24 protein-coding genes are annotated in these 24,400 nt (G+C 60.6%); 4 read left to right on the top strand and 20 right to left on the bottom strand.

Annotated features, from left to right (window positions below; translation table 11 throughout):
• Positions 1–14: 14 nt before the first annotated feature.
• The 5 genes from ATO7_RS01665 to ATO7_RS01685 all read right to left on the bottom strand — a co-directional run bounded on the left by ATO7_RS01665 (position 15) and on the right by ATO7_RS01685 (position 5,859).
• Positions 15–2,375, bottom strand: a complete 2,361-nt coding sequence (locus tag ATO7_RS01665) for an efflux RND transporter permease subunit (protein ID WP_083559173.1) — start codon at positions 2,373–2,375, stop codon at positions 15–17.
• Positions 2,376–2,387: 12 nt separating this feature from the next.
• Positions 2,388–3,527 (bottom strand): WD40/YVTN/BNR-like repeat-containing protein, encoded by a 1,140-nt coding sequence (locus ATO7_RS01670; RefSeq protein WP_083559174.1) that lies wholly within the window; start codon positions 3,525–3,527, stop codon positions 2,388–2,390.
• A gap of 128 nt (positions 3,528–3,655) precedes the next feature.
• Positions 3,656–4,864, bottom strand: coding sequence for an acetyl-CoA C-acyltransferase (locus tag ATO7_RS01675; protein ID WP_083559175.1), 1,209 nt, complete (start codon positions 4,862–4,864; stop codon positions 3,656–3,658).
• Between the two features lie 12 nt (positions 4,865–4,876).
• The gene (locus ATO7_RS01680) at positions 4,877–5,332 is read right to left on the bottom strand and encodes a MaoC family dehydratase (protein ID WP_083559176.1); all 456 of its coding nucleotides are present in this window, start codon (positions 5,330–5,332) and stop codon (positions 4,877–4,879) included.
• Between the two features lie 77 nt (positions 5,333–5,409).
• Complete coding sequence (locus ATO7_RS01685) at positions 5,410–5,859, bottom strand: META domain-containing protein (protein WP_158522990.1); 450 nt, start codon at positions 5,857–5,859, stop codon at positions 5,410–5,412.
• Positions 5,860–5,975: 116 nt separating this feature from the next.
• Between ATO7_RS01685 and ATO7_RS01690 the strand changes: the two genes are divergently transcribed.
• Positions 5,976–6,644: a glutathione S-transferase gene (locus ATO7_RS01690; protein ID WP_083559178.1), complete on the top strand. Its 669-nt coding sequence runs from the start codon at positions 5,976–5,978 to the stop codon at positions 6,642–6,644.
• Positions 6,645–6,666: 22 nt separating this feature from the next.
• Here the strand turns inward: ATO7_RS01690 and ATO7_RS01695 are convergent, their stop codons facing one another.
• Positions 6,667–7,596, bottom strand: coding sequence for a sterol desaturase family protein (locus tag ATO7_RS01695; protein ID WP_083559179.1), 930 nt, complete (start codon positions 7,594–7,596; stop codon positions 6,667–6,669).
• Positions 7,597–7,693: 97 nt separating this feature from the next.
• Between ATO7_RS01695 and ATO7_RS01700 the strand changes: the two genes are divergently transcribed.
• Positions 7,694–8,710 carry an AraC family transcriptional regulator gene (locus tag ATO7_RS01700; RefSeq protein ID WP_083559180.1) on the top strand — a complete coding sequence of 339 codons (1,017 nt, stop codon included), beginning with the start codon at positions 7,694–7,696 and terminating at the stop codon, positions 8,708–8,710.
• 51 nt (positions 8,711–8,761) lie between these two features.
• On the opposite strand, the gene ATO7_RS01705 is transcribed toward ATO7_RS01700, so the two are convergent.
• Together ATO7_RS01705 and ATO7_RS01710 are read right to left on the bottom strand one after the other, a co-directional pair.
• The gene (locus tag ATO7_RS01705) at positions 8,762–9,400 is read right to left on the bottom strand and encodes a TorF family putative porin (protein ID WP_083559181.1); all 639 of its coding nucleotides are present in this window, start codon (positions 9,398–9,400) and stop codon (positions 8,762–8,764) included.
• 268 nt (positions 9,401–9,668) lie between these two features.
• Positions 9,669–10,499 (bottom strand): SDR family oxidoreductase, encoded by an 831-nt coding sequence (locus ATO7_RS01710; RefSeq protein WP_083559182.1) that lies wholly within the window; start codon positions 10,497–10,499, stop codon positions 9,669–9,671.
• A 67-nt stretch (positions 10,500–10,566) separates the two neighbouring features.
• On the opposite strand from ATO7_RS01710, the gene ATO7_RS01715 reads away from it, so the two are divergent.
• Complete coding sequence (locus ATO7_RS01715) at positions 10,567–12,291, top strand: potassium/proton antiporter (protein WP_083559183.1); 1,725 nt, start codon at positions 10,567–10,569, stop codon at positions 12,289–12,291.
• A gap of 3 nt (positions 12,292–12,294) precedes the next feature.
• On the opposite strand, the gene ATO7_RS01720 is transcribed toward ATO7_RS01715, so the two are convergent.
• The 8 genes from ATO7_RS01720 to ATO7_RS01755 form a co-directional block, all read right to left on the bottom strand.
• Entirely contained in the window at positions 12,295–13,083 is a 789-nt protein-coding gene (locus ATO7_RS01720; protein ID WP_083559184.1) for an SDR family oxidoreductase, read from the bottom strand.
• Between the two features lie 250 nt (positions 13,084–13,333).
• On the bottom strand, positions 13,334–14,518 hold the full coding sequence (locus tag ATO7_RS01725) for an acyl-CoA dehydrogenase family protein (RefSeq protein WP_083559185.1): 1,185 nt from the start codon (positions 14,516–14,518) through the stop codon (positions 13,334–13,336).
• A 4-nt stretch (positions 14,519–14,522) separates the two neighbouring features.
• Positions 14,523–15,623 carry an acyl-CoA dehydrogenase family protein gene (locus ATO7_RS01730; protein WP_083559186.1) on the bottom strand — a complete coding sequence of 367 codons (1,101 nt, stop codon included), beginning with the start codon at positions 15,621–15,623 and terminating at the stop codon, positions 14,523–14,525.
• 144 nt (positions 15,624–15,767) lie between these two features.
• The gene (locus ATO7_RS01735; protein WP_083559187.1) at positions 15,768–16,646 is read right to left on the bottom strand and encodes an SDR family oxidoreductase; all 879 of its coding nucleotides are present in this window, start codon (positions 16,644–16,646) and stop codon (positions 15,768–15,770) included.
• Positions 16,647–16,815: 169 nt separating this feature from the next.
• Positions 16,816–17,964 (bottom strand): acetyl-CoA C-acetyltransferase, encoded by a 1,149-nt coding sequence (locus ATO7_RS01740; protein WP_083559188.1) that lies wholly within the window; start codon positions 17,962–17,964, stop codon positions 16,816–16,818.
• 71 nt (positions 17,965–18,035) lie between these two features.
• Entirely contained in the window at positions 18,036–19,088 is a 1,053-nt protein-coding gene (locus tag ATO7_RS01745) for an acyl-CoA dehydrogenase family protein (protein WP_083559189.1), read from the bottom strand.
• Positions 19,089–19,098: 10 nt separating this feature from the next.
• The gene (locus tag ATO7_RS01750; protein ID WP_083559190.1) at positions 19,099–20,265 is read right to left on the bottom strand and encodes an acyl-CoA dehydrogenase family protein; all 1,167 of its coding nucleotides are present in this window, start codon (positions 20,263–20,265) and stop codon (positions 19,099–19,101) included.
• Entirely contained in the window at positions 20,265–21,020 is a 756-nt protein-coding gene (locus tag ATO7_RS01755) for an enoyl-CoA hydratase family protein (protein WP_083559191.1), read from the bottom strand. The genes ATO7_RS01750 and ATO7_RS01755 overlap by 1 nt, the downstream gene beginning before the upstream one ends.
• 201 nt (positions 21,021–21,221) lie before the next feature.
• On the opposite strand from ATO7_RS01755, the gene ATO7_RS01760 reads away from it, so the two are divergent.
• On the top strand, positions 21,222–21,839 hold the full coding sequence (locus ATO7_RS01760; RefSeq protein ID WP_083559192.1) for an OmpW/AlkL family protein: 618 nt from the start codon (positions 21,222–21,224) through the stop codon (positions 21,837–21,839).
• Between the two features lie 106 nt (positions 21,840–21,945).
• Here ATO7_RS01760 and ATO7_RS01765 read toward each other — a convergent pair whose 3' ends face one another.
• From ATO7_RS01765 to cls, 4 genes are all read right to left on the bottom strand, one after another.
• Positions 21,946–22,170: a CsbD family protein gene (locus tag ATO7_RS01765; protein ID WP_083559193.1), complete on the bottom strand. Its 225-nt coding sequence runs from the start codon at positions 22,168–22,170 to the stop codon at positions 21,946–21,948.
• A 33-nt stretch (positions 22,171–22,203) separates the two neighbouring features.
• Complete coding sequence (locus tag ATO7_RS16890; protein ID WP_158522991.1) at positions 22,204–22,368, bottom strand: hypothetical protein; 165 nt, start codon at positions 22,366–22,368, stop codon at positions 22,204–22,206.
• Positions 22,369–22,417: 49 nt separating this feature from the next.
• Positions 22,418–22,594: a DUF1328 domain-containing protein gene (locus ATO7_RS01770; protein ID WP_083559194.1), complete on the bottom strand. Its 177-nt coding sequence runs from the start codon at positions 22,592–22,594 to the stop codon at positions 22,418–22,420.
• Positions 22,595–22,877: 283 nt separating this feature from the next.
• Positions 22,878–24,365 carry a cardiolipin synthase gene (gene cls, locus ATO7_RS01775; RefSeq protein WP_083559195.1) on the bottom strand — a complete coding sequence of 496 codons (1,488 nt, stop codon included), beginning with the start codon at positions 24,363–24,365 and terminating at the stop codon, positions 22,878–22,880.
• Positions 24,366–24,400 lie beyond the last annotated feature (35 nt).

Raw genomic sequence — 24,400 nt, forward strand, 5'->3', positions numbered from 1 at the left:
TTTGTCGGCCCTGATCAAGCGTTGCGCACACCGCGATTGCGGAAGAACCACGATCCCAGTGCCGGCAGCAGGCAGATTGCACCGAACATGTTGACCAGGAACAAAAAGCCCAGCAGCAGCCCCATATCCGCCTGATATTTCAGCGCGGACATCATCCAGGTCAACACGCCCACCGACATGGTCAGCGCGGTGAACACGATGGCGCTGCCGCGGTCACGCATGGAACGGGCGAAGGCTTCGCGGAAGCTCATCTCCGGATCATGCATGTAGTGCTGGATGCGCTCGAACAGATAGATGCCATAGTCCACACCAACCCCCACACCCAGCGCAATCACCGGCAAGGTTGCAACCTTGAGGCCGATGTCGAGCATGGCCATGAGAGCGTTGCCCATCACGGTCACACCAACCAGCGGCACCAGCACACAAATCAACGCCGTCCATGAGCGGAAGCTGATCAGACAGAACAGAATCAGTGCCGAGAACAAGGACAGCAGCATCTTGACCTCGGCGCGCTTGACCTCTTCGTTGGTCGCCGCCATGACCCCGACATTGCCGCTGGCCAGACGCATGGTCACACCGTCCACCGGGTTGTCGGCGATAAAGGTTTTGATGTCCTCGATGATGTGCGCGATGGTCGGACCTTCATGATCCTCGGTGAAAATCAGCACCTGAATGGCACGGCAGCCTTCGCTGTTCAGGCCCAGACGCGGGTCAAACGCTTTGGACCCGGTGGACAGCCCCGCCGAGGTGCGCGGCAGGGCCTGCCAGCGCGGGTTACCTTCATTGAACGCGGTAATCACCAGCTTGCCCACACTGGCCACACTGGTCACCGACTGCACACCGTCAACCCCGCGCATGTACAGCTCGAACTTATCGATCAGGCTGATCACCGGGTACTGCAGGCAGGAATCGGTTTCGAAGTCCGGTGCCTCAACAATCACCGTGAGCAAATCCACGCCGATATCATAGGACTCAGCAATCTTGCGGTTGTCGGTGTTGTAACGCGAATCCTCGTGCAGCTCGGGCACCCCGACACCGGAATCACCGATCACCAGATGACGTGACTGCCAGGTGGCCAGCGCCATCAGGGCCAGCGCGACGGCAAAGACCCAGACCGCGTTGCGCGGCTCGGCACAGGCCGCCACCTTGTCCCACATGGCTCCGCCGAAGCCCTGCTCAGCCTTGGCCGAGTGCTCGATGCTGGACTGCTCCAGGGTCAGATACGACAGGATGATCGGCTGCACCAGCTTGTTGGTAATGATCATCAGCAGCACGCCCAGGCATGCGGTGATGCCCAATTCGGTCACGATCGGGATGGCGATGAACATGATCACGCCGAAACCCAGCGCCTCGGTCAGCAAGGCGATCGCGCCAGGTATGAACAACTTGACGAACGACAGCTTGGCCGCCTCGACCGAATCCGCACCGTTGCCCACCTCCATACGCCAGGCACTGGTCATCTGCACCGCATGCGAAACCCCGATGGAGAAAATCAGGAACGGCACCAGAATCGACATTGGGTCGATACCCAGGCCGATGAGAGGCAAAAGGCCAATCAGCCACAGCACCGGCAGCATCGCCACCACTAAAGCAGTGATAGTGATCTTGATCGAGCGGGTGTACAGATACAACAGCAATACGGTGATGGCGAAAGCCAGACCGAAGAAGGCAAACACGCCAAGCAAGCCGTAGATCACATCACCCAGCAGCTTGGCGAAGCCAATGATGTTGATCTCGATGTTTTCGTTTTCGTACTTGTCGCGGATGTCCTCAAGCATTTGCTGGACTTTCCAGTAGTCCACCGCCTGCTCTTCGTCCGGATCCTTGTCGCGGTCGTACTCCTGCAGGCTGGCCCGGATCAGCGCGCCTTTCAGGTCGTTGGCGACCAGCAGACCGATCTGCCCACCGTTCTCAACATTGTTGCGAATCTGCTCCAGTTGCTCGGTCGATCCGCTGTACTCGGCCGGCACCACCGGGCGCCCCTGGAAGCCTTCCTCGGTGACTTCGATGTAATAGGTGTCCGGCGTGAACAGCGAGGACACCTTGGTTCTGTCGATCCCTGGAATGAAGAAAACATCGTTGGTGACCTTCTCCAGAACCTCGAAGAATTCCGGGTTGTACATGTCACCTTCGCCGGTCCAGCGGACATTGACCAGAAGCATGTTGGCGCCGGAAAACTCATCCATGTAATCCATCATCGTGACCATGTATTCATGCTCGATGGGGATGAGTTTGAGAAAGCCCGGATCAAGGCGAACATTGCTCGCACTCCAGGCAAAGAACAGCGTGGTCAACGCGAAAAACACCGCAAAGAACTTGCGATGGGCCAGCAGCTTGTCAGCGAAACCGGCAACGATACGATCAGTCGTCGTCATGATCCTTGCTCCTTATTTCGCCGCAACGGCATTGGGGCCCTGCAGCAGCACACCGGCTTCGCCGGCGGTCAGCCACTGGCCGGGCGCGATGACCAGCACAGCGGTCAGCGCTTTGGCTTTCTTGGGGGTTACGCGGGTAAAGGTCTTGCCCGCATCGCTGGACTTGATCACGCTGTTGCTGCCGCCGGCGAGCAGGATCTCACCATTGGCTTTGCGCACGCCGCCATACAGCGATTCACGCGTGTTGCTCTGACTGCGCGTCCAGTTTTCGCCCTGATCATCGCTGTAGAACACATTGCCACGCATACCGTGAACAATCATGCGGCCTTCGGCGGTTTCCAGCAGACCGTAAAATGAGCCGTTGTAGTCAATTTCGAACTGGGTCCAGCTTGCCCCCAGATTGTTCGAGCGTGCGACCAAACCGCGCTCGCCAGCCAGCCACAGCGCACCGTCCTCGGACTGGATAATGGCGTTGAGATGGCGCGTACTGAAATCATCAAAGCCACCGCCGCCATCGCCAAAGGCAGCAAACGGATCGTAGTTGTCGCTGAACGGATCCGAACTCGCGGCATTGTCTTGCTCTGCACTGTCCTCGCTCTGCTCCTTGACCAGTTCACTGCGTGTCCAGGTCTCACCAGCGTCGTGCGAAACCTGGATCTGGCCGAACGCACCGTAAGCTAGGAGCTCGCCATCAAAGGGCCCAGCAATGCCCAACAGCGGCTCGGCACGCTCCGGGTTGAACAGCACTTCGCGCCAGCTTTCACCGCGATCAGTGCTGCGCAAAATCCAGGAATCATGCCCCACTGCCACCACTGTGTTGTCATCGACAAACAGCACTCGGGTCAGATTGGAGCCACGATCCTGATCAACATCGGCCTGCGACCAGGGCCCCGTGGCCTCATCGGCATACAAAATGGTGCCCTGCTCGCCCACCGCCACGATGCGCGAACCCCGTTGCGCCAGATCGGTGACCAGCAGATCCTGTACATGCACTTCCGTTTTCGGGTAGTCCGGCTTGGGTCGTGGCGAGAACGAATAAATCGCCGCGCCGACAATCGCCACCGAAAGCAACATGGCCGGCCAGCCGCTCAACCATGAACCTTCTGCTTCATGCGTCTTGGTCTCGACATCCACATCGTTTTTGTCGGACATCGTCTCCCCCTCGTTGTTTATATCGTGTCGCGGCTGGTGACGAGGTGCCATCCCAGCCGCGCTTTCAACTGCTTATCGTGTAATCCGCATCACCGAAGCCAGGCCCCGGCGCGCGGATTATCCAAGTCTCAATTGGGTACTTCGAACAAGGCCGCGGCTCCCATGCCGCCACCAATGCACATGGTGACCACAGCGTATTTTTCGCTGCGACGTTTGGCCTCGAGCAAGGCATGACCCACCATGCGCGCCCCCGACATACCAAACGGATGACCGATCGAAATGGCTCCACCGTTGATGTTCAAACGCGCATTGGGGATGCCCAGCTTGTCGCGGCAGTACAGCACCTGCACAGCGAAGGCTTCGTTGAGTTCCCAAACGCCGATGTCGGCCACCGACAGACCGGCGTGATCAAGCAATTTGGGAATGGCAAACACCGGCCCAATGCCCATTTCATCCGGGGCACAGCCAGCCACTGCGGTGCCGCGGTAGATCCCGAGTATGGGCAGCCCGCGCTTTTCCGCTTCGGCGCGGCTCATGACCGTTACCACGGCGGCGCCGTCAGACAGCTGCGATGCATTGCCGGCGGTGATGTGCTGCCCCTGCTGGACCCAGCGCCCGTCCTTGAACACCGGCTTGAGTGCGCTGAGCGACTCTAAGGTGGTGTCTGCGCGGTTGCCTTCATCCTGGCTCAGGGTCACGCGCTCATGTCCGGACGGCTGCTTGGTCTCGCGATCGAACAGCTGCTTGTCCACGCTCAGCGGAACGATCTCGTCCTCGAATAGCCCGGCCTGTTGCGCAGCCGCCACGCGCTGCTGGCTTTGCAGGGCATATTCGTCCTGGGCCTGGCGTGAAATACCGTAACGCTCGGCCACGATTTCAGCCGTTTCGATCATCGGTATGTAGGCGGTCGGCTCGCTGGCGATGACCGCCTTGGACACGGCCTTGTAGGTGTTCTTGTGCTTGTTCTGGACCAGCGAGATCGACTCCAGACCGCCGGCCACGACAATCTTTTTCTCACCCACCATGATGTCCTTGGCACCGATGGCAATGCTCATCAGGCCGGAGGAACACTGGCGATCCAGGGTCATGCCCGCCACCGAGTGCGGCAGGCCTGCGGTGTACGCACACAGCCGGCCGAGGTTGTAAGCCTGGGTACCCTGCTGGGCGGCGGCGCCGAGAATGACGTCATCAACCTCTGCGGGCGCGACGCCGGCGCGCTCAAGCGCAGCCTTGATCACATGGCCACCGAGCACCGGTGCTTCGGTGTCGTTGAAAGCGCCGCGAAAAGCTTTGCCGATGGCGGTGCGTGCCACCGCCACAATCACTGCTTCATTCATAGTCAATCCCGCCTAGAAGTAGTAGCGCGAGATCGCATCGGCCACACAGGCCGGCTTGTCTTCGCCTTCGATTTCCACGGTTACGCGGATGGTTGCCTGGACACCGCCTTTGACCTCCTGCGCATCGATCATTTCGCCGTGCCCACGCACACGCGAGCCGACTTTGACCGCATTGGGGAAACGCACTTTGTCGGTGCCGTAGTTGACACCCATCTTGAGGTTGCGCAACTCGGCCAGCTCAGGCAGAAAACGGCTGACCAGAGACAGGGTCAGATAGCCGTGCGCGATGGTCGCGCCGAACGGACCCTGCGCGGCCTTGTCGGGGTCAACATGAATCCACTGGTGGTCATCTGTTGCATCCGCAAACTGATTGACCCGCTCTTGCGTGATTTCAACCCATTCACTCACGCCCAGGGTCTTGCCCTTGGCCGCCAGAACCGAGTCCACCGACTCAAACACGACTGACATCGCGCCTCCTCAAGATATCGAACTGTCCAGGAGTCTGGCAGATCGATCGCGGCGCGGGCTCGTCCGGGCAGATTAGGTCAGGGCGTCTGCGCCCGAGCCACGATGCGATGGCCTTGCGGGCCAAGCAGTATCAGAGCGCCGCTGGCATCGCGGCGGATTTCATCCACCTGCGACAACACCGCCGTGAAGCGTTGTTCCTGTTCCATCAGGGCTTTGGGGCACATTTTCTTGGTCGTGATCAGCTGGGAAAACGTCCACGCATCGCCGGCCTGCTTGTACTGACCGGAATAGCCATTGCAGGAGGCATTGCCATACACCCGGCCACTGGCGTCAAAGTTCAGGGTCACCCGGGAAGCGTCGATCATGCCCTGATCGGCAATGTCTTCCACCACCCATTGCGGGCCGACCAGCTCATCCGGGGAAAACCCACGCGCCATCTCATCCTCCCGTGCATTGCCGGTCAGAAACTGACATGCACTCAAGGGCAGTAGCACAGCAAGCAGGCACAGGGCATTGAGCAGTCGCATGAGCGGTCTCCGCAGCAGAATCATGGTAGCCCGATGATGCCAGCCCCCGCCGGGGTGCGCCAGCACCGCCGTCCGGGGCACTACAATGCAGGCTCACTTGCCCGCGGCGACTGCACATGCTCACTGTCCATCACCTGGAAAATTCGCGCTCACACCGGCTGCTCTGGCTGCTTGAAGAACTCGAGGTGCCCTACCAGGTCAAGCTCTACAAGCGGGATGCCAAAACCAGCCTGGCCCCGGCCGAACTCAAGAACATCCACCCGCTGGGCAAAGCGCCGGTGATCACCGATGGTGATCGGGTGATCGCCGAATCCGGCGCGATCATCGAATATCTGGTCGACACCTACGGCCAGGGTCGCCTGGTGCCGGCGGCCGGCAGCGAGGAATTTCTGCGTTACCGCTACTGGATGCACTACGCCGAAGGGACCCTGATGCCGCTGCTGGTCATGACCCTGCTGTTCAATCGTGTCGAGCGCGCACCCTTGATTGTGCGCCCCATCGCCAAGGCGATTTCAGCCCAGGTGCGCAAGGCCTATCTGGGTCCCAATCTGGAGGCCAACATCGGCTTTCTCGAAAGCGAACTGGCGCACAGCACCTGGCTGGCCGGCGACGAACTCAGCGCCGCCGACATCCAGATGAGCTTCCCGGTGGAGGCGCTGATGGTGAGGGCGAGCCAGAATGGTGCCGCACTGCCCAATCTGACGGCCTACATGGCGCGTATCCAGGCCCGCCCGGCCTATGCGCGCGCGGTCGAAAAAGGCGGCCCGCTGACCCTTCTGTCCTAGCCAGGGCCTTGCTCACACCGCGCTAGCTACCGCTCGACTGATCCGGTCGCTGCCATTCCGGCGGCCGGATCAAATGCTGTAGGCGCTGCCACCACGGTCCGGGCCTGAACACATCGCGCCACATGTCGGCGAACTCATGGAAGTTCAGGGTCAGAATGTTGTGACTGCGAACCTGGCGGGTGATGCCGTACTCCACCGGGTTGTCATCACGCTCTTCGGCATAAGTGCCGAACCAGCGATCGAAAATGATCAGCACACCACCATAGTTGTGGTCGATGTACTCCTCATTGCGACCGTGATGGACGCGATGGTTGGATGGCGTGTTGAACACGTATTCCACCCAGCGCGGCAGCTTGACCACCGCCTCGGTGTGCACGAAGTACTGGTAGGTCAGATCCACCGCGTAGAGGAAGAACACCGCCGCCGGATTAACCCCCAGCAACACCAGCGGCATGAAGAACAGCCACCAGCCGGTGATCGAATACAGCAGACTCTGGCGCATGGCCGTGGTCATGTTCATTTTTTCGCTGGAGTGATGCACCACATGGGCACTCCAGAACCAGCGCACCCGATGGCTGGTGCGATGAAACCAGTAGTAACAGAACTCCACGCCGACGAAAATCGGGATGACCGTCCAGGCATTGACCGGAATATCAAACAGGCGGAACTGATAAATCCACAGCACCGCGGCACCGGTCACCAGTGCATGCGCGATGCCTTCAAAGATCTGATAACTGCCCCCCAGGCCAAGGTTGGCCAGAATGTCGCGCCACTCGAACTGCGACCACATGCGGTCATCTGCACCGCGGCTCTTGCGCACTTGCCATTCAATGACAAATGCGAGCAAAAACACCGGGGTCATGACCGTCAGCAGGACCTGCTTCCAATCTATATGGGCACCAAAAACCGGCACCAGTAGCGCCTCGGTTTGAGTTATCAGGCTGTCCAGCATCGTTGTCTCCTCGCAGCGATGAGTCTACCTCAGCAGTGTGCCGCAGCGGGACACCGAAGGATTGACTCCACGCGTCTATTTTTTGACAATTCACGCCATGCGCGGTCACATTTCCACCCATTGGCTGGGCTTGCTGTTCGACTATCTGGCAAAGCGCGGCTGTGATGCCGCCGCTGTGACCGGGTTAAAACGCCCTCAACCCGGCGAACTCAGCCGTATGCCATCGCAGCGCTGGCGCGATGCGCTGGAGGCTGCCTCACAGGCCTTGAACGACCCGGCGCTGGGTCTGCACCTGGGAGCATCCGTGCAGCTACGTCAGCTGGGTGTTCTGGGCTATGCCATCAGCGTGGCCCCAACCATGGCCGCTGCACTCAATCGACTGCAGCAATTTGATCGTCTGGTTTATCAAATCGATCCGGTTCACGTGCATCTGGAAGGCCAAATGGCTGTTCTGGATTGGTACACCACTGTGGATGACCCCGGGCAGATCGTCGACGAAGCCGCCATTGCGGCGCTTGTTGCCTGCGCCCGGGAGGTCGTGGGGCCGGCAGCACAAGAGCTGCCCGTCCAGGTCAGCTTTGTGAATACGGCGCCCGCCAACACCGCGCCGTATGAGGAGTATTTTGGATGTGAGGTGCTATTCAACGCACCCACAACACGGGTGTCTTTTCCGGCCCGACTGCTGCCCCAAGCTCTGGCCACACCCGACCCTGCGCTGCTTGCCATTCTCGACCAGCAAGCCAGTCTGCTGCTCGATCAGATCCCCGGCCAGGATCCCTTTGAATCCGCCCTGCGGCGTGCCTTGGCAGAAGCTATCGCAGCGGGCGACCCGAGCCTGGTCCGCATATCCGAGCACATGCGCTGTGCCCCTCGCACACTCCAGCGTCGCCTCGATGAACGCGGCTTGAAGTTTCAGAAGTTGCTGGACGACAGTCGGCGCCAATTGGCCGAACAATATCTGCAGGACACCTCGATCCCGCTGAGCGAAGTGGCGCTGCTGCTGGGCTACTCCGAGCAAAGCGCGTTTACCCGCTCGTTCAAACGCTGGTGTGGCCTGACGCCGCGCTCGTGGCGTAGCCGCCTGCCCTCACAAAAAAGCCCCAACCACGCATGATGGTCGGGGCTTTTCGGCAGGCCTGAGATGGACCTGCGGGGGAGTTAAAACTTAGAGGATGTCGTCGAACGACCAGCCGTAGCCGACGGTGAAAGTCGGTTCCTGATCATCGATATCGGTATCCGAAACCATCACGTAGAGATCGCCGAAGCCAAAGGTGATGGCGTAGTCAACGTAGCTGGCATCATCAAACGCATCGTCCATGAATTCGGTCATACCGGCATGCAGGGTCATGCTGGCTTTGTCGCTCAGCGCGAAATCCAGACCCACGTTGGCGTACACGTAATCGTCGTCATCTACATTGCTGAAACCAGACGGCGCGTAGGCCACACCGAGACTGACAGGGCCAAAGGCAGCGCTGGCGTAAACCTCAGCGGCGTCCTGTGTACCCAGCGCATCCGGGAAGTAGTAGTACAGGTAGCCGATGTCGAAGGTGTCATTGGCCCAACCTGCATAGAAATCGACTTCCTGCTCGCCAGCGGCGCTGGAAATCCAGGTTCCGGCGTACAGACCACCCGCGCCTGACCAGTCAACACCACCGGAGACCTGCGGGTCGCCGAAAACAAGACCACGGAAGACGTACTGCGATGCAACGCCGATGTTGCCCGTCACTTCAGCAGCAGCCGGAGCACTAAACATGGCGCCGGAGCTCAAAGCCAGACCTGCAGCAAGACTCAAATACTTCTTCATTCGTAAAGTTCCCTGTTGGTTGTCAAATCTGCATGCACCCAACCCAAACCCGGGGGCATGCGACCTGTCAGGGCTTAAAGCAATAGCCTTGCCAACTTTACAATTATTTTATATTCAAATGCTTACATCATTTCCAGGCAGCAGCCGGGACGCCGAGCACCAATTGAGTGCAACGCACCACCACGGAACGCCCCGTTGCGCAGCACAGCACCACCCGGCAGCCTGAACTTCGCACCGCCCCGCGCTGTTCAATACACAGCGCGTGTTTTTACTTTGTCAGCTTGTCGAGGCCGAACTTCCCAGACAGCACACGGTCCAGACGCGCGCCGGGCAACCAGCGCTTGAGTGCCGGCAAGGTCCGGCTGCCATGCCCGATGCGGGTCTCCCGCGGTGCCCGTCCTGCACTGAGCTGGCGCACCAGCTCGTCAGCAAAGTCCTCGGCCGGCGTGGCATTGACTTGCGATGCGCCCGCGCGCGCCAGAATGCCATCGCGGATCGCGGCGTACAGGGAGTTATCAGCCAGCCAGGCAGTGACGTTGGCGGTCGCCGCTGCACCAAAATTGGACTGAATCGCACCCGGCTGAACGGTAGTCACCTGAAAACCAAATGGCGCCAGTTCCATGCGCATGGCATCGCTGATCGCATGCAGCGCCGCCTTGCTCGCGCAGTAGGCCCCGGCAAACGGGGTGGCCAGTATCCCGGATACGCTGCCGATGTTCACAATCAACGGCGCGCTGCTGCCGCGCATCAACGGGAACAGCGCACGGGTCAGCAGCACCGGCGCAATCACATTGGTTTCAAACTGTCCGCGCAGTTTGTCTTCCGGCAGTTCCAGCAGCGGGCCCATGGCTGAGATCCCGGCGTTGTGCACCAGAATGTCGATGGTCTGACCGGACAGCTGATCCGCCAGTTGCTGACGACTCTGCGCATCGTTCACATCCAGGGCCAGCGTTCGGCATCCCAGCGCGGCCAGATTGGCCATGGATTCGGGCTTGCGCGCCGTCGCGATCACGGCATCGCCCTGGTTGGCGAAGCCTTGCGCCAAAGCCTGGCCAATGCCGCTGGAACAGCCGGTAATCAATACATTTCGCTTGCTCATGGTGCCTGGTTACTCATAGATCGACCGTCATCGGGGATAATCGACGCACGGATAGAAAAAACAGCGTATGGATTTCAGCCACACAATTATCCTGGTAACCGCCGGGCTTGTCCTTATCTCGATCCTCAGCAGCGTGCTGTCGTACCGCCTTGGTGCACCGCTGTTGCTGGTGTTTCTGTTTGTGGGGCTGCTCGCCGGCGAGGATGGCATTGGTGGGATTGATTTCGATCATGCCGGTCTGGCCTATCTGATCGGTTCGCTGGCCCTGGCGGTGATTCTGTTCGACAGCGGCTTTGCCACGCCGATCAGCAGCTTCCGCCTGGCCGCAGCGCCGGCCATCACTCTGGCCACGTTGGGCGTGATCATGACCTCGGGCCTGGTCGGTGTCTTCGCCCACATCTTGTTGCCACTGAGCTGGCCGGAAAGCCTGCTGCTCGGTGCAGCGATAGGTTCCACCGATGCGGCGGCGGTGTTCTTTTTGCTGCGCACCGGCGGCATTCGTATCCGCGAGCGCGTGCGCGCCATCCTGGAGATTGAATCCGGTAGCAACGATCCGGCCGCCATCTTCCTGACCCTGACCTGCCTGCAGGTCGCCACCCTGGTGCGCAGCCCCGAAGACCTCGGCGGCGCCCTGCTGCTTGATGTGCTGCGCCAGTTTGGCCTCGGCGCCCTGATCGGCTTGAGTGGTGGCTGGCTGACCAAGCGCCTGATCAACGCCTTCACCATCGACACGGCGCTGTACGCGCTGGTCGCGCTGTCGGCTGCATTGTGCATTTTCGAAGGCACTAATCTGCTTGGTGGCAGCGGCTTTCTCGCGGTCTATCTGGCTGGTCTGTATGCCGGCAACCAGCCGCTCAAATCCAAGTACTCGCTGCGCCGCTTCCAGGCCGCCTCAACCTGGCTGGCCCAGATCCTGATGTTTCTGACCCTGGGTCTGTTCGCCACGCCATCGCAATTCCCGGCCGTGCTGCTGCCTGCGTTGATCCTGGCCGTGGTGCTGACCCTGTTCGCCCGCCCCCTGTCAGTGCTGATTTGCCTTGCGCCCTTCCGTTTGCCGTGGCGCGAGCAAGTGTTCGTGTCGTGGGTTGGATTGCGCGGAGCGGTGGCCATCCTGCTGGCACTCCTGCCGGTGATGGCAGAACTGGCCAATGCCCACATCATCTTCAACACCGTGTTTCTGATCGTGCTGTTTTCGCTGCTGTTCCAAGGCTGGACCATTGGCCCGGTGGCGAAGAAGCTGAAACTGATCGAAACCGAAAGCCAGGGTCTGATCGACCGCATTGAGCTGGAACTGCCCGGCCGGGCCCAGCATGATCTGGTCGCTTACCGCTTGAGCAAAGCCTCGCCGGTGCTCAGGGGTACGCGCATTCCGCGCTGGGCCACCCCGTCACTGGTGGTGCGCGGCGGCGAATCCCTGCGCCCCCATCAGGCCGGCGAGTTGCATGCCGGCGATCTGGTGTATCTGTTCTGTGCCGAGCGCAACCTGAAGCTGCTCGACAACATCTATGCCGGCAAGGACGTCCTCAACGACCGTGAGCTGCGCGGTGACTTCTCCCTGATGCCCGGCGCAACCATCAATTCCGTGGCTGACCGTTATGGCATCGCGGTACCGGCGGATCTGCACAACTGCACCCTGGAGCAAGCATTCCAGCGACGTCTGCGCGGTCGCGTAGAACTGGGCGACCGCCTGCCGCTGGGACCTTACGAGCTGATCGTGCGTGACATCAGCCGTGACGGCGACATCGTCGAAGTCGGCTTGCTGATCGACGACCCGGACGCCGCCTGGCGCTAATCCTCAAGCCCGCTGGCTGGATACCGAGACGACCTCACCGACCATGTAGGAGCTGTAGTCCGAGGCCAGGAACATCATCACGTTGGCCACTTCCCAGACCTCCGCAGCGCGCCCGAAGGCTTCACGGCTGGCCAGCTTTTCGAGCAACTCAGCCGGTGCGGTTTTCTTGAGAAAATCATGCAGTGCAATCGATGGCGAGACCGCGTTGATGCGCACCCCGTACTCGGCCGCCTCCAAAGCGGCGCAACGGGTCAGCGCCATCACCCCGGCCTTGGCCGCAGCGTAGTGCGCTTGTTCTTTCTGCGCCCGCCAGCCCAGCACCGACGCGTTATTGATGATCACCCCGGCCCCGCGCGGCTGCATCTTTTTGAGCATCGCCCGGATCATGCGGAAGGTGCCGGTCAGGGACACATCCAGCACCGAGTTCCACTCCTGATCGCTCATCTCCACAACCGTCTTACTACCGCCCAGCCCGGCATTGTTGATCAGGATATCGACCCCGCCAGTGAAGGCTTCCGCCTCGTCCACCAGACGCTGCACATCGGCCTCATCGGTGACATTGGCCAGCACGCCCGAAACCTTGGCCTGCGGCGCGGCTTGCTGCAGCTTGTCCACCGCTTCGGCCAGACGACGCTCGTGAATGTCCGAGATCACCAATGCAGAGGCACCTTCCTCCAACGCACGCAAAGCCGCGGAAAAGCCAATGCCACCACCTGCAGCTGCGGTGATCAAAACCGATTTTCCGGTCAGCAAATTGTGCCCGGGAACGTAATCTGGAACTTGTTTAGACATAGCTTTCTCTCAAAGTCATTTAATGCGACGCGTTCTACGGCTGTGTAATTGGCACAGGACTCATCAAGGAGGAGCGCTGGAGCCGGGCGTTGCGACTGAGGTCAATCCGCCAAGGATGGCGGATTGAGGTGTGCCACGACAGGACGTCGTGTCGCACCGACCTCACAAAGCAGCGCACGGCGGAAGGGACCGCGTAGCGGCGCGGGGGACAGAGCCCTGTGCCAATTTCACAGCCTTCATCCCAGCGTGCTCACCCGCGAGCCTCACGCGGCATCCCTAACCCCCGCTCGGCAATCAAATTCAGTTGAATCTCGTTGGTCCCGCCGTAAATCGTGTCTGCCCGCGAGAACAGATAGACCTGCTGCAGGCGCAGGACATCGATGTCATCCGATGGCACATCACCCAGCGGCCCCAACACATCCATCGCCAGTTCACCCAGATCGCGATGCCAGTTCGACCAGTAATATTTGTAGATCAGCGCCTCGCGCCCCAGGCTCATGCCGTGACTGTCACCAGCCAGCATGCGCAGCGCGTTGTAGCGCATCACCCGCAAACCTGACCAGGCCCGGGCAATGCGATCGCGGATCAACGCATCCCCGGCCAGCCCTGAAGCCTTGGCCGCCTTGATCACCAGCTCCAGCTCGTGGGCAAAGTGCATCTGCTGCCCCAGCGTCGAAACACCGCGCTCGACCGCCAGCAGGCCCATCGCCACCTTCCAACCGTCGCCCGGCGCGCCGACTACATCATCGGCTTTGGCCACCGCGGCATCGAAGAACACCTCGTTGAATTCACAACTGCCCGACAGCTGCCGGATCGGACGGATCTCAATACCGGGCTGATCCAGCGGCATCAGCAGAAAGGTCAGCCCGTGGCGCCCTACACTGCCCGGCTCGCTGCGTGCCAGCACGAAAATCCAGTCAGACTCATGGGCCAGCGAGGTCCACACCTTTTGCCCCTTGACCCGCCAGCTGCCATCCGCTTCCTGCCAGCATTTGGTCTGAACATTGGCCAGATCCGAGCCTGCGGACGGCTCCGAATAACCCTGCGCCCAATACGTGGTACCGGCCACAATGCCGGGCAGAAAACGCGCGCGCTGATCTGGCGTGCCGTAGGCGATCAGGGTTGGCCCAAGCAGCCCCTCACCGATGTGGCCCATACGACCAGGACCGCCGGCACGTGCGTACTCTTCATGGAAGATCACCTGCTGCTCAATGGACAGGCCGCGCCCACCATGCGCTTGCGGCCAACCCACACAGGTCCAGCCACCACGCGCCAGTTCCTGCTCCCAAGCTTTGCGCAGCTCCGGCCAGGCCTCTTCGTCGCCCGGTCCGCCACGGTATTTCAACGGCGCGAATTCGCCGCTCAGATGCCTGTGCATCCAGTCAGCGATTTCCGCGCGAAACGCTTCGTCTTGCGCTGTCGGTTTCAGGTCCATGGCATCAATCCAGCAAGGCCGAAGCAATCGCAGCGCGCTGCGCCTGCGGATTGCCCAACCAGTGCGCGGACGCCTGCCCACGCTTGAAAAACAACTGCGGGTCGTATTCCCAGGTGAAACCCACACCACCGTGCAGCTGGATCGCCTCACCGGCGCAGTACTGCAAAGCCTCGGTGGCCAGCGCGCGCGCAGCCGCCACGTCCAGCTTCAGCCCTGCCTCCTGACCGGCCGCCACCGCCGCCGCGCCGTACACGGCCGAACGCGCCGCTTCAATCTGAATCATCATCTGCGCGGCGCGATGCTTGACCGCCTGAAACGACCCCACCGGCCGCCCGAACTGCTTGCGCTCGGCCACATAGGCCACCGTCAGATCAAGGCAGCGCTGCGCACCGCCCAGCTGTTCAGCGGCGATGTACAGGCTGACCAGTGCATTGCAATGCGCCAGCTGAGCCGCCAGGTCTGCACCGTCACAACGGCGCGCCGGCACTGCAGACAAGCAGGCCTGCGAGAAACGCCGGCTGCTGTCCCAGGTGGTGTGCATCTCGAAACTCAGCGCCGTCGCCTCGACCACAAACAGACCCAGCTCATCACCCGCACGGGCCACGACCAGCAGCTGATCCACATCCTGGGCATCCGGCACACGCGCCAACGTGCCGCTGAGCAACCAACACTCACCATCGCTTTGCGCGCTGACCTCGCTGGCCAGAAAACCTTCAGCCACGCTCGGCAAAGCCATGCTCATGCGGCACTGTCCGGCAGCCAGCTGCGGCAACAGATCCTCGCGCACAGCATCGTCACCGCACTGTGCAAGCACCGTTGTGGCGACACACACCGACGAAAAGAACGGCGCACACAGCAAGCGGTAACCGGCCTGTTCCTGGACCAGCATCACCTCCACAGCACCCAGCCCAAGACCACCCCAGACTTCTGGCACCGCCAGACCGCACCAGCCCAGCTCCTCGGCCAGCGACTGCCAGACTTGCGCGTCATAGCCCTGCGCGCTGTCCATCGCAGCACGCACCGCTTCCGAGGTACAGGCATCGGCCAGAAACGTTTCGGCCGCCTCGCGGATCATGGCCTGCTCTTCCGTCAGCGCAAAATTCATTTCAACTCACCTCTTACCAGGCGCCGGAGTGCGCTGCGATGCTCTTGCTTCGGAACGTGAAAACAGGATGTTTTTCCCGTAGCCCCCATGGATGGGTTCACGGCGGTCCTAGGCAAGAGCATTGCAGCGCTCAACATCCAGCGCTTAGGTCCCGTAAACCTTCTGAGCCTGCGGCGACGTTTCAATCAACTCGCGCACCACATCGGTCAGCTCGGCCGGCTCCCAGCGCGCCTTCTTGTCTTTGATCGGCCCGGTCTTCCAACCACTGGCAATCGACAGCTGACCACCCTGGCTCTCGAACACCTTGCCGGTGCACTCCGCCGACAGCTCCGAACACAGCCACACCACAATCGGGGCCACATTGGCCGGGTCGAAGAAATCGAAGGATTCACCGTCCGGCTTCTTCATCATGTCGGCAAAGACTTCCTCGGTCATGCCGGTGCGCGCCGCCGGGGCCAACGCATTCGCGGTGATCCCGTAGCGTCGCAACTCCGCCGCCTGCACCAGCGTCATCGTCGCCACACCACCCTTGGCCGCCGCATAGTTGGTCTGCCCGACCGAACCCTGCAGCCCCGCACCGGATGAGGTGTTGATGATGCGACCACCCACGGTGACGCCATCCTTGTGCAGATCGCGCCAGCGATTGGCCAGGATGTTGGCCAGGCAGAAATGGCCGCGCAGATGCACACGGATCACATCATCCCAATCCTGCGCCGACATCTTCAGGAACATGCGATCACGCACGATGCCGGCGTTGTTGACCACCGCATGCACCTCACCAAAGGCCGCCAGCGCCGCATCAACAATGCTCTGCGCCCCCGCCATGTCGGTGATGTCGCCACTGTTGGCCAGCGCCTTGCCACCTTGCGCCGTGATCGCATCGACCACCGCCTGCGCGGCGTCCAGCCGAATATCGTTGACCACCACATTGGCGCCCTCAGAGGCCAGTGCCTCGGCATACGCCTTGCCCAAACCACCACCAGCGCCGGTGATGATCACCGTGCGGTTATTACAAATTCCCATAATTCCAAACCCCTGATATGTCGAGCGTCCCAACGCCGCGTCCCGAGCGAGGAAGTGCCTGGAGCTCCTGTTTCAGGACTGTCAGAGGCCTGGATGGCCGATGACAAGCGATACAAGGACGTACTTGAGCGAGTCCTGAAACAGGAGTTCCAGGCGCTCACTTCGGAAACTACAAACGTTCGATGATTGTCACGTTGGCCACGCCACCGCCTTCACACATGGTCTGCAGCCCATAACGGCCACCCGTGCGCTCCAGCTCATGCAGCAGTGTCGTCATCAACTTGGTGCCGGTCGCACCCAGCGGATGGCCCAGAGCAATCGCCCCGCCATTCACATTGGTTTTCTCATGCGGATAACCGGTTTCCTTGAGCCACGACAACGGCACCGGCGCGAAGGCCTCATTGATCTCGACCAGATCAATCTGATCCAGCGACATACCGCTGCGCTGCATCGCCCGCTCGGTCGCCGGGATCGGCGCCGTCAGCATGTAGATCGGATCGTCGCCCATCACTTCCATGTGCACGATGCGCGCACGCGGTGTCAGGTTGTAACGCTTGAGCGCGGCTTCGGACACCACCAGCACCGCCGATGCACCGTCACAGGTCTGGCTGGCCACCGCCGCCGTAAGCGTGCCGCCTTCGGCCAGCACATCCAGCTCAGCCATCTTCTCCAGCGAGGTTTCACGCGTGGTCTCGTCCATGGCGAAATCGCCAACCGGCACGATCTCACGATCAAAACGCCCCTCCTTGATCGCCTGGATGCCGCGACGATGCGACTCCAGCGCAAACTCCTCCATCTCGCGACGGTTCAGATTCCACTTCTTGACCATCTTCTCGGCGCCGTAGAACTGCGACACCGGCTCATCCCCGAAACGCTCGGTCCAGCCCGTGCTGCCCGAGAACGGATCAGAAAAGCCCAGCGGCTTGGCCGCCAGCATGGCCGAGCCGATCGGAATCTGGGTCATGGTCTGCACGCCACCGGCGATGACCACATCATTGACCCCGGCCATGATCGCCTGAGCGGCGAAATGCACCGCCTGCTGGGACGACCCGCATTGCCGATCCACCGTCACGCCGGGCACCGACAACGGGCCACCGGCGGTCAACCAGCAAGTCCGCCCGATGTTGCCGGCCAGCGGACCAATCGCATCGACGCAGCCGAACATCACGTCGTCGTAGTCGTCGGCCGGAATCGCATTGCGCTCAAGCAGCGCCTTGATCACATGCGCGCCGAGATCGGCGCCGTGCATGTGTGCCAGCGAACCTTTGCGACGTCCGGTCGGGGTCCGCACTGCGTCTACGATATAGGCATGTGCCATGGTTTTGATCCTGTGTTGCGAGGCGCGCAGCCGCCAGCCATGCGCCGGGTGAGTCGTGGTCGCGCCGCGACCTAGAACGTGGTGCCGGGGCCGATCTGTGCGTCAGCCGCAAACAAGGCCTGGGCCACACGCTGCTTGTGAAACAGGCGATCCCCCCAGAACGATTCCAGCGCCCAGGCGCGTTTCATGAACATCTGCAGATCGGCTTCCCAGGTGTAGCCCATGGCACCATGCGCCTGCATGGCATTGCGGGCGGCCAGCAGCGCCGCCTCTGCACAGGCCAAGCGGGCATGAGAGACCTTGGCTTCGAGCGTCGCATCGCCATGCTGCAAAGCATAGGCAGCCCGATGCAGCACCGGTCGCGCGAACTCGATCTTGACCGCGATATCGGCCATCTGATGCTTGATCGCCTGGAATGACCCGATCGGCTTGCCGAACTGCTTGCGCTGGGCCGAATAATCCACCCCCAGATCGAGCATGCGCTGGGCCAGCCCGACCATCTGCGCCCCGACCGCCACCGCCGCACGGTTGACCGCCTGGGCCCAGATCGCTTTGCCGCTGGCGGCATCGCACACCCGGGTGGCGTCACTGGGCGTCCAGTCGAGCTTGTACAGGCGACGCGACGCATCAATGCTGGGGTTCAATTCCAGTCCCACCTGATCCGGCGTGGCCGCATGCACTTCATCGTTGTGCCAGAGCAGAATCAGATCTGCGATCTGGGCGTCGTGCACCAGCGGGTTGAGCGGGTGCGAAATGGCCAGGCGCGCCTTGCCTTCACACATCCGCCCCAGCCATTCGCTCTTGAACGCCTCATCCTCCAGGGCCGCCACTATCCCGACCCCGACATAAGCGGCATCGGACAGCGAATCAGGAATGCCGTGATAACCCACTTCCTGCAGCAGCAGCACCCAGTCGAGGTCGCCCTGCTGAAGCCCGCCGTAGGCTTCGGGCACCGACAGTGCGGTCAGGCCCTGCTCGGTGATCTTCTGGCGCATCTCCGGCGAACGGCCCGAATCGGTGGTTTCCCAGTGCTCGCGCAGCACTTCGGGCGCGGCTTGCACAACGAGAAAACTGCGCACCGCATCGCGGAATTGAACCTGTTGATCATCAAAAGAAAAATTCATGGCCAGCTCCTTACGCGCGAGGCATGCCGAGCATGCGTTCGGCGATGATGTTGCGTTGAATTTCGTTGGTACCGGCGTAGATCGGCCCGGCCAGCGAGAACAGGAAGCCGTCCAGCCACTGAGCTATACCTTCGGCCTGCGGTGCATGCGGCATCAGCTCGGCGCGCGCGCCGAGTATGCTCATGGCCGTCTCGTGCATCTTGACGTCCAGCTCCGACCAGAAAATCTTGTTGGTGCTGGCCTCAGCACCGATCTTGGCGCCCTTGGCCAGACGCGACGCGGTGGCATAAGTGGCCAGGGTGTATGCCTCGGCATCCATCCAGCATTTCATCACCGCATCACGAATCGCGGGGTCGGCGTCGCAGCGTTCACGGTTGGCCTGATACAGGGCAACAAGATCAGCCGCGGTTTTCTGAAAACGCGCCGGCGAGCGCAGCATCAGGCCGCGCTCGAATCCGGCCGTGGCCATGGCAATGCGCCAACCTTCGCCCTCACCCCCAAGCAGATTGTTGGCCGGTACACGCACATTGTCGAAAAAGATTTCGGCAAAGCCCGGCAGGCCATTGAGCTGACGAATCGGACGCACCGTGATGCCCGGCAGATCCAGCGGCATGAGGATGAAGCTCAACCCATGATGGCGTGAGGAACCCGATTCGCTGCGGAACAGGCCGAACAACCAGTCGGCATACACCGCACGGGTTGACCAGATCTTCTGGCCATTGATGACAAACTCATCGCCCTCGCGCCGCGCCGTACTGCGAATGGCCGCCATGTCCGAACCGGCGCCCGGCTCAGACCAACCCTGCGCCCAGGTGTCTTCGCTGGTCGCCATGCGCGGCAGAAAACGGGCCTTCTGTTCGGCTGTGCCGTATTCCATCAGGGTCGGCGCAAGCAGGAAGATTCCGTTTTGGTTGACCCGCCCTGGCGCACCGGCGCGCCAGTATTCTTCCTCGAAGATCAGCCACTCGATCAGATCGGCGCCCAGACCGCCCAGGTCCTTGGGCCAGGTCACTGCGCTGTAACCCTGGCTGGCCAGCTTGGCCTCCCACTGACGGTGTGCGGCGAAGCCTTCTTCAGTGTCGAAGCTGGGCAACGGCGCGCTCGGCACATGGGTTTCAAGCCAGCAACGCACGGTGGCGCGAAACTGCTGTTGCTCTTGGGTGTAATTCAGATCCATCAGTCGAAACTCGCTTCCCGTTTTTCCACGAAGGCCTTGCGTGTCTCCGCTGAATCCTTGCTGGTGTAAGCCTGCAGCGTGAAACCCTGCTCCCAGCGGTACTTGTCTTCCAGGTTGCCGTCCTCAATGCCGTTGAGGGATTCCTTGGCCAGGCGAATCATGGTGGTGCTCTTGGCCGCGATCTGTCGGCCAATCTCTAGCGCGGTCTCACGCAGCGCCTCCGGCGCCACTACCTTTTCAACCGCACCCAGACGGTAGGCTTCGGCCGCATCAATCGGCTGGCCGGTGAAATACATCATGCGCACCTTCTGCACACCGAACAGGCGCTGCAAATGCGCCCCGCCGCCCATCGCGCCGCGGTCCACTTCCGGCACGCCGAAGCTGGCGTTGTCAGCCGCCACCACGATGTCAGCCGCGCCGGTGATGCCGATGCCACCACCGAGCACGAATCCGTGCACCGCAACGATCACCGGCACCGGATTGCGGTGCACCGCTTCAAAGCTGCGGTAATTGCCGGCGTTGACATCAACGATGCGCTCCGGATGCGCGTTGAGCTCCTTGATGTCGACACCGGCACAGAAGCCGCGCCCTTCGGCGCGGATCACGATCACGCGCACCCCATCGGTGGAACCCAGCCGCTCGATCTCGTCGGCCAGTGCATGCCAGCCCGCGCTGTCCAGCGCATTCACCGGCGGTTGATGGATGACCAGTTCGGCGATGCCCTGGTCTATGGAAGTCTGAAACGTTGAGCTCATCCGCTGCCTGTGTTGTCGGGCGCGGAACAGACCCGCACCGTTTGTTTTTGATCGGCAAGCAGTATCAAAGATCAGGGCCCAGGCAGCTTCATCCTTTAGGGTGAGTGGTGGCACTTGATGTAGATCAATCCCGGGCTGGCAACCAAGCCTTAACTTGGCAATGCAGTTTTAACAACAAGGACGCAAGTCAAGGGATAAATCATGAGCAGCAAAGCAAAACAACTGGCCTGTGCGGTTGGGCTGTCGTTAGCGATCGCTCCGGCATTTGCCGGTGAGGCCGGCGATATGATCATTCGTGCTGGTCTGGCCAGCGTAAACCCGGCCAGCGACAACGGGCCAACGGTGACGGTCGACAATGCCACCGGTCTGGGCATTTCGCTGACCTACATGGTCAGCCCATCGGTTGGCGTGGAACTGTTGGGCGCATCGCCTTTCGAGCACGACATCAAGCTGGCCAGTAACGACACCCGCATCGGCAAGACCAGCCACCTGCCTCCGACCCTGCTGCTGAACTACCACTTTCCGGTCAGCGGCCCCATTTCCGCCTACCTGGGTGCCGGCATCAATCACACCGTGTTCTTTGAGGAAGAGATCAACCCGGCTGTGGCCCAGAATATCGAACTGGATGCTTCTACCGGCTTGGCCCTGCAGTTCGGCACCAACTTCCAGCTCACCCAAGCATGGGGGGTCAGTCTGGCCTGGTGGCACATCGACATCGACACCGACGCCACACTTACAGCAGCCGATGGCAATCGTTCGAAAATCCCGGTCGAAATCGACCCTTGGGTCGTGATGGTGGGCGGCTCCTACCGCTTTTGAGCGCGCACGTGCGGCGCGCTAGCGGCGCTGCATGAGGCCCGCTGTTGTTTAAGCATAAAAAAGGGGCACCGCGTTGGTGCCCCTCGGCGTATTTAGCCGCAAGTGATCAAGCTGTGCTGTTGAGCTTGTCTTTGGCCTTGCGCATGAAGTTTGAAGCCTGTTCTTCGGCTTTGTCGCGGGCAATGCCGTACTTTTCCTGAATCTTGCCGACCAGGTTCTGCCAGTCGCCTTTCACACCTTCGACATCATCTTCGGTGAGTTCGGCCCAGTGGCTGCGGATATTGCCTTTCAACTGTTTCCAGTTGCCTTTCAAAGTGTCCGAGTTACTCATGCTTGCTCTCCTTGATTGAATGTGGATGGGGAATTACTGCGTGGTCGCGTCGTCAAACTCGTCCTGCACTTCCTCCACGCCCTCGTCAAACGAGTCGCCAATCTGCTCGCCGGTGGACGGTTCATCCATCAGGGCATAGAGGCCGGCGCCACCCAGTGCGATCAGGGCGCCAATGATCAGAGCCTTGGTTGTACTCATGAGATTTCTCCTTGCTTATGGTGAGAATTTCGAATTGATCGTGTGTGCGCTAAACCGGCGGCTTGCGCCCGCTCAAGGCATTGGTAATTGCGAACACAACAAACAGCGCAAGAAATACAAAGAACAGCAGTTGCGCAATGTCAGTCGCTGCCGTGGCAATTCCACCAAAGCCGAAAATGGCGGCAATGATGGCGATCACGAAAAACATGATTGCGAGTCGTAACATGCGATGTCCTTGGCTTGAACTCGACAGGATTGGCGCAATCGGCGTGCCAGAACATCCAGAGGTTTATATTTTTATATTTAAATCAATTGCTTAAAGGTCTGTTTTTCAAACAAGCTTCAGTTTTTGAAGACCAACAAAGCAAAAACGGATCGGGGAACAGCGAAACTGTTGGTGATCGCAGACAGTGCCGGTTTAGCCAACCAGGCAACCCAAACCAATTCAGAAAAACATCGTATTTTCAGCCACTTGAACCCTGTCGCAAATCACCGACACGGCAGCAGGACTAGAGATAGGGCTGAGCGAGACCGGCGATTGCGTTTCTGAGTCGCAGCGCCAGCGGCTGCGCCCGAAGCTGCTCAAGCGTGATCCGCTCAGCCTTGGCGAATTGCTCATCGGCATGCTGCTGAAGGCGTTTCACAACATCCGCATCGTAAATTTCAACCATGAGTTCGAAGTTCAGATGCAGACTTCTTGGGTCGATGTTGGTCGAACCGACCATCGCGTAATACTCATCGACCAGAAACAACTTGCTGTGCAGAAATGGCTCGCCGATGGCGTAGATCTCCAGCCCCGCCTGCACAAGGTCTGGCAGGTAATGGCGGCAGGCCCAGTCCACCACGCCATAGTTGCTGCGACTGGGAATTAACACACGCACCCGGACACCCCGCAGAGCGGCCACGCGCAAGGCGCCGATGAGCGGCTCGGTGGGTAGAAAATACGGACTGAACAGGGTCAGCGACGTTCTCGCCTGACTCGCGGCAGCGGTCATGAGTAGCAGTATCTGATCATCCGCGTGATCAGGCCCATCCGGAATGACACGGCACGCGGTCTGCCCATCCTGGCGCGGGGTCTCCATCAAGGTGATGTCATTTTTCTTCTGTGCCGTGAACGCCCAGTCCTCGGCAAACACGGCCAGAAGCTGATTCACCACCGCGCCGGTGAAGCGAAAATGATCATCGTTGGAGGGCTGATGATCAGTGCTGCGGCAGTTCTTCTGCGTGATGTTGATACCGCCCGCAAAACCCTGCGTTTTGTCGACGATCAGAATTTTTCTGTGATTGCGAAGATTGAGGTGAACAATGGGTGGCCACAGCGTTGGCGGCAGAAAGTGCAGCGCAGGTACGCCCTGCTGCTGCAAGGCCGTGATCACGCTCGACTGGCTGATGACCCGGTCGCCGATGCAATCGACCAGCACACGGACATCCACGCCACGCTCTTTTGCGGCGACCAACAAGGCCACGAACTCTTTGCCGATACCGCCAAGATCAAAGGTGTAGGAGGCGATGTAGATACTCTGCCTGGCGTTACGCAGCGCTTCCATCATCACCGGAAACAGCTGCTCTCCGGTGTGGAAATGCTCGACCGTGTTGCCCCCGGTCAGAGGCAGCCCACTCAGTTTTTTCCCCGCGCGGGCCATGCTTTGCCAGGCCTGTGGCAACGCCTGCACCAGCGCTTCATCATCCTGCTGGGTGAGGGCGTTGTGTTGCCTGGCATGACCGCGATTGAAGCGCTGGGCGCGACGGTGAATACGGTTCACACCGAAAATGCCGTACACAATGATGCCTAGCAACGGCACACCGGCGATCACCAGCAACCAGCCGAAGCTGGCCTGCGGCAAGCGCTTGGTCAGCAACACGTGCGCCATGGCAAGCGGCGCCAGCCCGAGGTGGATTAGCCACACCAGCGACCACGAAAAACGCAGCGCCGAGAGCGTGTCGATCAGCTCAGCCACCGTCGACACCATGCAACGGAAGCCGTTGCTTTGGCGCATCAAGGCGGCAGCAGATGGGCATCAGGCGGATGTTC

The organism is Oceanococcus atlanticus (assembly GCF_002088235.1).
In the GTDB taxonomy this organism is placed as follows: Bacteria; Pseudomonadota; Gammaproteobacteria; order Nevskiales; family Oceanococcaceae; genus Oceanococcus; species Oceanococcus atlanticus.

Bases quoted from the DNA above. Each gene is read 5' to 3' on its own strand.
- ATO7_RS01665 (WP_083559173.1), bottom strand. From the start codon at position 2,375: ATGACGACGACTGATCGTATCGTTGCCGGTTTCGCTGACAAGCTGCTG.
- ATO7_RS01670 (WP_083559174.1), bottom strand. From the start codon at position 3,527: ATGTCCGACAAAAACGATGTGGATGTCGAGACCAAGACGCATGAAGCA.
- ATO7_RS01675 (WP_083559175.1), bottom strand. From the start codon at position 4,864: ATGAATGAAGCAGTGATTGTGGCGGTGGCACGCACCGCCATCGGCAAA.
- ATO7_RS01680 (WP_083559176.1), bottom strand. From the start codon at position 5,332: ATGTCAGTCGTGTTTGAGTCGGTGGACTCGGTTCTGGCGGCCAAGGGC.
- ATO7_RS01685 (WP_158522990.1), bottom strand. From the start codon at position 5,859: ATGCGACTGCTCAATGCCCTGTGCCTGCTTGCTGTGCTACTGCCCTTG.
- ATO7_RS01690 (WP_083559178.1), top strand. From the start codon at position 5,976: ATGCTCACTGTCCATCACCTGGAAAATTCGCGCTCACACCGGCTGCTC.
- ATO7_RS01695 (WP_083559179.1), bottom strand. From the start codon at position 7,596: ATGCTGGACAGCCTGATAACTCAAACCGAGGCGCTACTGGTGCCGGTT.
- ATO7_RS01700 (WP_083559180.1), top strand. From the start codon at position 7,694: ATGCGCGGTCACATTTCCACCCATTGGCTGGGCTTGCTGTTCGACTAT.
- ATO7_RS01705 (WP_083559181.1), bottom strand. From the start codon at position 9,400: ATGAAGAAGTATTTGAGTCTTGCTGCAGGTCTGGCTTTGAGCTCCGGC.
- ATO7_RS01710 (WP_083559182.1), bottom strand. From the start codon at position 10,499: ATGAGCAAGCGAAATGTATTGATTACCGGCTGTTCCAGCGGCATTGGC.
- ATO7_RS01715 (WP_083559183.1), top strand. From the start codon at position 10,567: ATGGATTTCAGCCACACAATTATCCTGGTAACCGCCGGGCTTGTCCTT.
- ATO7_RS01720 (WP_083559184.1), bottom strand. From the start codon at position 13,083: ATGTCTAAACAAGTTCCAGATTACGTTCCCGGGCACAATTTGCTGACC.
- ATO7_RS01725 (WP_083559185.1), bottom strand. From the start codon at position 14,518: ATGGACCTGAAACCGACAGCGCAAGACGAAGCGTTTCGCGCGGAAATC.
- ATO7_RS01730 (WP_083559186.1), bottom strand. From the start codon at position 15,623: ATGAATTTTGCGCTGACGGAAGAGCAGGCCATGATCCGCGAGGCGGCC.
- ATO7_RS01735 (WP_083559187.1), bottom strand. From the start codon at position 16,646: ATGGGAATTTGTAATAACCGCACGGTGATCATCACCGGCGCTGGTGGT.
- ATO7_RS01740 (WP_083559188.1), bottom strand. From the start codon at position 17,964: ATGGCACATGCCTATATCGTAGACGCAGTGCGGACCCCGACCGGACGT.
- ATO7_RS01745 (WP_083559189.1), bottom strand. From the start codon at position 19,088: ATGAATTTTTCTTTTGATGATCAACAGGTTCAATTCCGCGATGCGGTG.
- ATO7_RS01750 (WP_083559190.1), bottom strand. From the start codon at position 20,265: ATGGATCTGAATTACACCCAAGAGCAACAGCAGTTTCGCGCCACCGTG.
- ATO7_RS01755 (WP_083559191.1), bottom strand. From the start codon at position 21,020: ATGAGCTCAACGTTTCAGACTTCCATAGACCAGGGCATCGCCGAACTG.
- ATO7_RS01760 (WP_083559192.1), top strand. From the start codon at position 21,222: ATGAGCAGCAAAGCAAAACAACTGGCCTGTGCGGTTGGGCTGTCGTTA.
- ATO7_RS01765 (WP_083559193.1), bottom strand. From the start codon at position 22,170: ATGAGTAACTCGGACACTTTGAAAGGCAACTGGAAACAGTTGAAAGGC.
- ATO7_RS16890 (WP_158522991.1), bottom strand. From the start codon at position 22,368: ATGAGTACAACCAAGGCTCTGATCATTGGCGCCCTGATCGCACTGGGT.
- ATO7_RS01770 (WP_083559194.1), bottom strand. From the start codon at position 22,594: ATGTTACGACTCGCAATCATGTTTTTCGTGATCGCCATCATTGCCGCC.
- cls (WP_083559195.1), bottom strand. From the start codon at position 24,365: ATGCGCCAAAGCAACGGCTTCCGTTGCATGGTGTCGACGGTGGCTGAG.